Below are 9,512 nucleotides of genomic sequence, written 5' to 3' on the forward strand. Positions count from 1 at the left end.
ACTCGACTTCAATATAGATAGAAGATTTGCCAAATGAACGTAAAATTTTATCCTAAGATTTCTTTCCATGCTCTTTGCTAAATTTCTAGCAGATGTCCGTCAAAGAAGCGAGCCGGGGAGTAAATTCCTGGGAACAAAAGAGGGATATTAAAGGTTTATAGACAGAAAGCGATCGCCTTTAAACTGTTGTGCATACAAGTTGCACAATTTAAATTGTGGGTAAGAACTTCAAACCCTCTCCCTTGCTCCTCTGTTCCCCTGCGGTCTCAACGTATAAATTAAGTACTTAACAGCTTATTTATACCCCTTGCATAAATCGCAAGTAAACGGATGATAAGTTACGTATCTACAACTTCAAGAAATAGCTGTAGTGTTTATTACTTTTTAACTGTATCTTGTTTAGCTTTAACCATTTCTTCACATGTCCAACGTGAACAAAAAAAATATGACAAACTTGATACAATTTTGTTAAGAATAGTTACAGCACCCGTAACATAAGGAAATAGTTCTGATGATAAATTCACTTGAGAATAATCCACCCCATCAAGTTGTGATTGTTGGTGGTGGCTTTGGGGGATTATATACTGCAAAAGCACTTGCTAAGGCTAATGTCAACGTTACTCTGATTGATAAACGGAATTTTCACCTGTTTCAACCACTGTTGTACCAAGTTGCGACAGGTACGTTATCACCTGCTGATATTTCCTCACCCCTGCGCTCGGTACTTAGTAAGAGCAAGAATACAAAAGTACTGCTAGGAGAAGTAAGTGATATTGATCCAGAAGTACAGCAAGTGATGGTAGGTGATGAAGCAGTACCTTATGATACGTTAATTATCGCTACAGGTGCGAAGCATTCCTATTTTGGTAAAGACAACTGGGAAAAATTTGCTCCTGGTTTGAAAACTGTAGAAGATGCTATTGAAATGCGTCGTCGAATTTTTACAGCATTTGAAGCCGCAGAGCAGGAAACTGATCCAGAAAAACGCCGGGCTTGGTTAACCTTTGTAATTGTTGGTGGCGGCCCTACCGGAGTAGAGTTAGCAGGTGCGATCGCTGAACTAGCATATCAAACTCTCAAAGAAGATTTCCGCAACATTGATACCTCAGAAACTAGAATTCTACTTTTAGAAGGCATGGATCGGATTTTGCCACCTTTTGCACCAGAGTTATCACAAGCAGCAGAAGCATCTTTGAAAAAGTTGGGTGTTGTAGTCCAGACAAAAACATTGGTAACAAATATAGAAAATGACATTGTTACCCTCAAACAAGGCGACGAAGTTAAAGAGATTGCTTCAAAAACGATATTATGGGCAGCTGGTGTTAAAGCTTCACCAATCGGGAAAGTGTTAGCAGAACGCACAGGTGTAGAATGCGATCGCGCCGGACGAGTTATCGTCGAACCTGACTTGAGTATTAAAAAACATTCTAATATCTTTGTAATTGGCGATTTAGCGAATTTTTCACATCAAAACGGTAAACCTTTACCTGGTGTTGCACCCGTAGCTAAACAGGAAGGAGAGTATGTTGCAGGACTGATTCAACAGCGCCTTAAAGGAAATACCTTGCCACAATTTGCTTATATTGATCGTGGTAGCTTAGCAATGATTAGCCAAAATTCTGCTGTTGCAGACTTAGGTTTTATCAAACTTAAAGGTTTCTTTGCATGGCTGTTTTGGCTGTTGATTCACATCTATTTCTTAATTGAGTTTGACAACAAATTAGTAGTAATAATTCAGTGGGCATGGAATTATATCACCCGCAATCGTGGGGCAAGATTAATTACAGGTCAAGAATCATTACCACTAACAGTAACTTCTGATAGTAGTTATTACACAGCAACAGAAAATAGACAGCCAATCAATGTATAGTTGACAATGAATTTTCAGAATGGTGCATGGGACATAGGGAAATTTAAAATTCCCCATGTCCAGCCCTATTACCAATAAAAAAGAGGGGTAAAGGGATGAATTAGGTTGCCCAAAATTCAACTCGCTTTTAACCTTTTCCGTAAATCAATGTTGAAGGGTTTCGGGTGCTGCAACCCAATGGTGTACTCTCCATCCCACATTCTCACGGTACAACTGAACTTATTCACTGCGCAGACAATCCCCCCACACCCACTCTTACCCATTAATTACTTATACAAAAAAGATAAGGGATTACTCATATTTTCGGCAAAACCAAGAATACCGCGATCGCGATGTTCATAAATTAATTTTCCTTGAGAATCAAATAGAAAAGTTCCTCCCCGTTGTGTCAAATAAGATGAATCTGGTACATAAATATTCCAGTTGCTCAAAACTTCGGTCATGTTTCGCAGGCGCAGGGTTGCTAGCTCAAAAGGACGCTGAAAGCCTTTTCCTCCAGCAGCTTTGAAAAATGAACCTTTTATTGGTGGTAAAGGCGTATTCCTCACAACTTCCTCATCAGCAATTAACTGAGGAGCATTATAATCACCTTTATAACCCCGAAAAACTTCCTTCAGAGTTCCCGGACTAGCAATCCCAGCACACATTAGTATTAAATTTAGCCAAGCTTTTTGTGAAGCTGATAGTATTGGAAATTGTATATTTAAACCGCGATAAAGCCCTAAAATAGCGTGAATTTCCGCATTTGCATCTACAAATAACCATTCTTGAGGAAATCCTGTATATTCGCAAAATTTGATCCCAGAATTGCGGTTTCCAATTCCAATAGCGCGAATTGTGATTCCTCTTGCTTGAATCTCTTCTTTTTCTCTGAGTAGCCACCAAGCGTATTCTAAATTATCAAAATCTCCTAACTGCGACCAAATCAGTACGAGCAACTTTGAAGTATCTAAGCAACAATCTAAAACGGGTTTAATCTCTCCATCACTAACTCGCAAGCGTTGAGTTTGACTCAAAATCGAGTAAATATCTGGAGAACTGGCGCGTGTTTGAGTATTCATATACGTGAGGGCAACAGTCTTTAAAGTAAGGTGGGCAATGCCACCCTACAAATAAAACTTAAAGAAAATCAACTTATAGCTACTACTAAATTGCTTGTAGCTGACAAAGCAACAAACCAAACCACTGATTAGGATCAGTCCAGACATGGCGTGGTGCTAAACCCCATGCAGTGAGTTGCTGCTGTATAGTATTTAGGTCAAATTTGCGGGAAACTTCAGTGAGGATAGTCTCATCTGCGGCAAAATTAACGGTGAGGTTGAGAGACTTTAATTGGACAGTTTGCGATCGCAAGCTTCGTAGATGCATCTCTATTTGCTGCTCTGTTTCATGATAAAATGCCCAGTGTTCAAACTGCGTTGTGTCAAAATTCCCTTCAAACCGTCGATTTAAATGATCTAACATATTAAGGTTAAAAGCTGCTGTCACGCCAAGGCAATCGTTATAAGCTGGTTCCACAATATGTTTGGGTTTTTGCAAGTCTATCCCTAATAAAAAATACTCTCCTACTTGCAGAGCATCTGTAATTTGGGAAAAGAAGACATCACATTGTTGAGGCTGAAGATTACCTAAAGTGCTACCAATAAAACAAAGCATCCGACTGGATAATTGCCTTGGTAAAAGTTGTGCCAAAGCTAATTCATAGGTTCCAGCTAGTGCATGAACTTGTAGTGAAGGATAATCTGCTAGTAGTTGCCTAGCACTACTTTCTAATATTCCTGCACTAACATCAATCGGCAGATAGCGCAGAGGGTAGCCTAGTTGCTGATAAGCATTTAGTAGGATACGGGTTTTGGTAGAACTACCGCTACCAAGTTCTACCAATTCACAAGCACCAGTTATCTTGGCAATTTCACCAGCACACTGCTGTAATATCGATGTTTCTGTGCGCGTCAGGTAATATTCTGGTAACTCACAGATTTGCTCAAATAGTTCAGATCCACGGTCATCATAAAAGTACCACGGTGGTAGAGATTTGGGTGTTTGAGTTAACCCTTTGACTACATCACTCCCAGCACTAGACGCAACTATTCGGGTTGCTTCTATCAAACGCTCTATCTGCAAGCGTTTTTCAATATTGTCTTGGGAAATCTTGCTGATAGCAGCTTTAGATATTGACATTCAACCTCCAGATGTTCGGTGTAATAGGTTCCTTTTGAGGACTAACCTTTACTCCAGTCAGTGAAACACATAGCCATGGCTGATAAAATCAAGCCTGAGCTAGATTACTATAGTTTCGTAGCTATATTTACGGGTTTACCTATTAAAATAGTGCCGATTGTTTTTTAATCAGCACTGATGATTTTGCTACTAGCACAGCGAAACCCGGCAAAAATTTGGCGCACACTGGGATGATACCAGTTGCGAAAACTCGAACGCAGTGCCCAAGGACGAGTCGCCCAACTACCACCTTTTAAAACACGGTGCTTTTGATCGAAATAAACCTGGGAGTAACCGATGTAAGGGTAACTTTGAAAATTTTTGTAACTACCAAACCAGGAAGCCGTCCATTCCCAGACATTGCCTAGGGTATCGTACAAGCTGTATGCACTTTGCCCAGCAGGGTAGGCATTTACTGGTGTTGTTTTGCCAATGAGGCGATCGCAATTACAATTTTGCGATTGGGCAGTTGGTGCTTCATCTCCCCACGGATAGGTACGGCGACGATTAGCTTTAGCATCCCAACTGGCTGCTTTTTCCCACTCGGCTTCTGTGGGTAATCGCTTGCCCACAAACCGCGAATATGCATCGGCTTCGTACCAACTAACGCCATAAACTGGATGATCATCCCAAATGCAATTGTTAGGCCAATAAAGTGGTTGTGTTACTTGCTCAGTTTGTAGCCATTGCCACCCAAGTTCTGACCACCAGCAGGGATTTTGATAGCCTCCTGCCTCTATAAATGACCGATACTGTCCACAAGTCACAGGATAGCGGTCAATATAATATGTATCTAAATATACCTTACATACAATACGCTCATTATCTAGAGCATCAATTGAGTCGTTCCCTTGCTCAAATTCACCCGCTGGAATTTGAATCATCTCTTCGAGATTATGAGCAGTTTCTTGTTGAGCGATCGCCAAGGATAGAGTTGGTATAATAGAGTGATGCTGATATTTCCATTTTTGAGTGTTGACTATTGACTTTTGAGCATTAATTAACTCCAATACAAAACTAATAATTTCGCAGTGTTGGCTTTCGTGCTGAATTAAAAACCGCCAAAGACGTTCTTGCTCCTCAATATCAGCAATTTCTAGGCATTCTAGGACTTTTTTTCGAACTGTGTTTAGGTAATAATAAGTTTCTTCAAGGTTTGGTAATTGGACACGTTCTGATTTGGGTAAACCATCAGCCGCAAACAGCTTACGGTATTGAGGAAACAAACAAGGTAAACCCGCACTATGCTCTAGCAGCCATAAAGACTCGGTGTAGGCAATATGTCCTAAATGCCAGCCTACAGGGCTAAAATCAGGATGAGGCTGACTACGAAATGTAACATCGTCCATACCCTCAAATAGCGCCATAGTTTTAGGGCGACATTCTCCTAAGGCTTGAAAAATAGCCTGTTTAACACTAGATTTGCTCAATTTGGATATCACAATCTTCTCCCACACTGATAATGCTATTTTCCGGACAAGCAGTCCAATTGCCAACAAATAGTGGTTCAGAGGCAATAATTATAGACTGAGGAAAAGTCGGATCATCTCGTAGCCAGTACAGCGATGGAGCAGGTGAAGTACTAGCAAAGCGAGAAGCAATCAACCGATTTCCATCGCTAAAAACTATATTTGCTGAGACTGCTAATTGATAGCGTTTTGCCATTTCTAACAGCGTGATTAATGTCATGCGTAAAGCATATTCTGGAGGCCGATGTCGATTGATTTGTGCTTGAGAAAGTAACAGCGCAAAGATATGTTCCGAATCAGTATTACCATTGATTTTTTCGTAAAAATCAGGGGTTAAAGTACTGCGAATTTTTCTATGTAATGTTTGCCGAAAATTTTGGATGTAGCCATTGTGAATAAATAGCTGCTGTTGATAGTTAAACGGCTGACAATTAGCAAAATCCAGTGCTTGCCCTGGTGTAGCACTGCGAACATAAGCCAGTACACACTTTGATTCAATATAGCGGCTAAGATTAGGTAAATTTACGTCATTCCAAATAGGCAGTGTATTTTTATAGGTAAAAGGTTCAGTAGCTTTTTGACTATGGTACCAACCCACACCAAAGCCATCTGCATTTACTACTCCAGAAGTCATTTCACGGGGTTGGTAACTTTGTACTATTAAAGAATGTTCTGGTTTATATAAAAGATGCTCTAAAGAAACAGGCGAGCCGAGGTAGGCAAGTAAACGGCACATCTTAAAAGTATTTGCTCCCAATTTCTAATAGAACATAAGCGCCAGAAAGACAAAGTAAAAGGTAAAAAACTGGCCTTGTTATCCATGTTACTTTTTTCTTCTTCCTTGTCTCTAATGTTTTGGATAACTACCGTTAAGTCAAGCCAACTACTAGGAATATCTTTACTTACAGACAATTTCCTTGATTGATTTTCTCAAAGCAGATGAGCTAATCTGATAAGTAAAAATGCTTATTTACCAAGAGGGGTAAAGGGTAAAGGAATTAAAGTTAAAACTTTTCCCCAGATGGTATGAAGCCCGCGAAGCTCTCCGGGCAGAATCCTTTGTCCGGAAGACTTCGCCTATTTTTAAATATGGGTTTCCCTTTCCCCTTCCCCTTTTCCCTTCTTCATTGCCAGATGCATCTTGCGGAAGTTCCTCAAATATGAATATCCGTAGGAAACTAAAGAAAGAAAAACACAACATAACTATCACGGGTCTTAAAGCAGCAAATGCTGCAAACAGTTAAGGAGGATTTATGCGTGCAGTGCTGATGGCAGGCGGTTCAGGAACGCGGCTTCGCCCGTTAACTTGCGATTTGCCCAAACCGATGGTGCCTATCCTAAATAGACCAATTGCCGAACACATTATTAATCTTCTCAAGCGACATCAAATTACAGAAGTCATTGCGACATTACATTATTTACCTGATGTCTTGAGAGACTACTTTCAAGATGGTGGCGATTTTGGCGTACAAATGACTTACGCCGTCGAAGAAGACCAGCCTCTTGGTACGGCAGGCTGTGTAAAAAATATTGCCGAACTTTTAGATGAAACTTTTTTAGTGATTAGCGGTGATAGTATCACCGATTTTGACTTGAGTGCAGCGATCGCCTTTCACAAACAAAAACAATCAAAAGCAACTTTGATTTTAACCAGAGTTCCTAACCCGATTGAATTTGGAGTAGTAATTACCGATGAAGAAGCAAACATTCGCCGCTTTTTAGAAAAACCCTCTACCAGTGAAATTTTTTCTGATACCGTCAACACTGGCACTTATATTCTGGAACCAGAAGTTTTGGAATATTTACCAGATAACACTGAATCTGACTTTTCCAAAGATCTATTTCCCTTACTCCTAGAAAAAGGCGAGCCAATGTACGGTTACATTGCTCAAGGTTACTGGTGTGATGTGGGTCACTTAGATGCTTATCGTGAAGCTCAGTATGATGCATTAGAGCGTAAGGTAAAACTCGACTTTGCCTATAAAGAAGTTTCAACGGATTTATGGATAGGTCAAAATACTTTCATTGATCCTACAGCTATTATTGAAACCCCAGCAGTTATTGGTGATAATTGCCGCATCGGGGCTAGAGTCCAAATTGAGCCTGGAACTGTAATTGGAGATAATGTCACCATTGGCGCTGATGCTAATCTCAAACGCCCGATTGTGTGGAATGGAGCCATTATTGGGGATGAAGCACATCTGAGCGCTTGTGTAATTTCCCGTGGGACTCGTGTAGACCGCCGCGCTCATGTATTAGAAGCATCTGTAGTAGGTTCCCTTTCTACTGTGGGAGAAGAAGCCCAAATTAGCCCAGGTGTACGTGTTTGGCCAAGTAAAAAGATTGAATCCGGTGCAATTTTAAACATTAACTTGATTTGGGGTAACACCGCCCAACGAAATTTGTTTGGGCAACGTGGTGTACAAGGATTAGCTAATATTGACATCACCCCAGAATTTGCTGTGAAGTTAGGAGCCGCTTATGGTTCTACCTTAAAACCTGGTTCTAAGGTGACAGTTTCTCGTGACCAACGCAATGTTTCGCGCATGGTAACGCGATCGCTAATTGCTGGTTTGATGTCAGTAGGAATTGATATTCAAAACCTTGATGCTACGGCTATCCCCATTGCGCGGACAATTCTCCCCACAATGTCGGTAGCTGGTGGTATTCATGTGCGGGTACATCCAGATCGCCCTGACTACATCCTGATTGAATTTATGGATACTAAGGGGATTAATATTACCAAAGCTCTAGAAAAGAAAATTGAAGGGGCTTACTTTAAAGAAGACATGCGGCGATCGCAAATTCATGAAATTGGCGATGTGTCTTACCCCAGTCAAGTCATTGAACGTTACTGCACTGCTTTTGAGAAGTTATTACATGTTCATACCCTGCGCCATAGTCGGGCAAAAGTGGTAATTGACTATGTTTATGCTGTATCTGGGGCAGTTTTGCCTTTAATGTTAGATAAATTTGGCGCTGATGCAGTGGTATTAAATGCCAGTGTCAATAAAACAGCTATGTCGGTTACTGATCGCGAAGGACTACTGACTCAGTTAGGTCATGTAGTGGAAGCTTTGAAAGCTAACTTTGGTGTCCAAGTATCGGCTAATGGGGAACAGCTGATTTTAGTTGATGAATCAGGCTTCCCGATTCGTGGGGAAACTTTAACAGCCTTGATGGTGGACATGATGTTAACCTCTAATCCCAGAGGAACGGTGGTAGTACCAGTTCATGCTTCCAGCGCTGTCGAACAAGTGGCTCGCCGCCACGATGGTAGGGTAATTCGTACCAAGGCTAACCCTACAGCCTTGATGGAAGCTTGTCAGAAAAACTCTAACGTAGTCATCGGAGGTAGTGGAGAAACTGGTTTTATTTTCCCACATCTACATCCGGGATTTGATTCCATGTTCTGCATTGCCAAGCTGATTGAGATGCTCACCATCCAAGAGCGATCGCTTGCGACTGTGCGCTCAGAATTGCCTCGTGTAGTTTACAAAACTCATACAGTCCGCTGTCCTTGGACAGCCAAGGGAGCGCTGATGCGTTACTTAGTCGAAACTCATCCAGCCCAAAATTTAGAACTCATCGATGGGGTGAAAATTTGTCAGCCTTATGATGACAGCTGGCTGTTAGTTTTACCAGATGCCAGTGAACCTTTAGTACATTTGTATGCAAATAGTAATGATCGCGATTGGGTAGATGAAACTTCCAGAAATTATCGCACTCGTGTTCAGGCCTTTATAGAAAGGCAACAAGAACAGCACCCCGCCGAAGTTTGAACTTTCCCTGAAAGTATTCAGGTACATCAATAATTAAAGTAACTCGCTTGCCAATGCAACTAAGAGTTAGTTGTTTTCCTCTTAGCGTCATTGTGCGCTTATCGTACCTTAATCCTGATGGGGAGCAACGCGATTTTGTGAAGTGGCAAAGCTGGGGGGGCTGGGGAGGCT

Annotated in this window: 6 protein-coding genes; 2 read left to right on the top strand and 4 right to left on the bottom strand. The window is 41.2% G+C overall.

What is annotated here, in order from left to right:
- Positions 1-511 precede the first annotated feature (511 nt).
- Complete coding sequence (locus I8751_RS05095; protein WP_214438085.1) at positions 512-1,870, top strand: NAD(P)/FAD-dependent oxidoreductase; 1,359 nt, start codon at positions 512-514, stop codon at positions 1,868-1,870.
- 266 nt (positions 1,871-2,136) lie between these two features.
- Here I8751_RS05095 and I8751_RS05100 read toward each other — a convergent pair whose 3' ends face one another.
- From I8751_RS05100 to egtC, 4 genes are all read right to left on the bottom strand, one after another.
- Positions 2,137-2,931, bottom strand: coding sequence for a peroxiredoxin-like family protein (locus I8751_RS05100; RefSeq protein ID WP_214438086.1), 795 nt, complete (start codon positions 2,929-2,931; stop codon positions 2,137-2,139).
- A gap of 85 nt (positions 2,932-3,016) precedes the next feature.
- Positions 3,017-4,051: an L-histidine N(alpha)-methyltransferase gene (egtD, locus tag I8751_RS05105; RefSeq protein WP_214438087.1), complete on the bottom strand. Its 1,035-nt coding sequence runs from the start codon at positions 4,049-4,051 to the stop codon at positions 3,017-3,019.
- 164 nt (positions 4,052-4,215) lie between these two features.
- Positions 4,216-5,532 (bottom strand): ergothioneine biosynthesis protein EgtB, encoded by a 1,317-nt coding sequence (gene egtB, locus I8751_RS05110; protein ID WP_214438088.1) that lies wholly within the window; start codon positions 5,530-5,532, stop codon positions 4,216-4,218.
- The gene (gene egtC / locus I8751_RS05115; protein ID WP_214438089.1) at positions 5,507-6,295 is read right to left on the bottom strand and encodes an ergothioneine biosynthesis protein EgtC; all 789 of its coding nucleotides are present in this window, start codon (positions 6,293-6,295) and stop codon (positions 5,507-5,509) included. Before egtC ends, egtB begins: the two co-directional genes overlap by 26 nt.
- Before the next feature lie 517 nt (positions 6,296-6,812).
- Here egtC and I8751_RS05120 point away from each other — a divergent pair.
- A complete protein-coding gene (locus I8751_RS05120) occupies positions 6,813-9,341 on the top strand; it encodes a mannose-1-phosphate guanyltransferase (RefSeq protein ID WP_214438090.1) in 2,529 nt (842 codons plus the stop codon).
- Positions 9,342-9,512 lie beyond the last annotated feature (171 nt).

This window comes from Atlanticothrix silvestris CENA357 (genome assembly GCF_016056295.1).
GTDB lineage: Bacteria > Cyanobacteriota > Cyanobacteriia > Cyanobacteriales > Nostocaceae > Atlanticothrix > Atlanticothrix silvestris.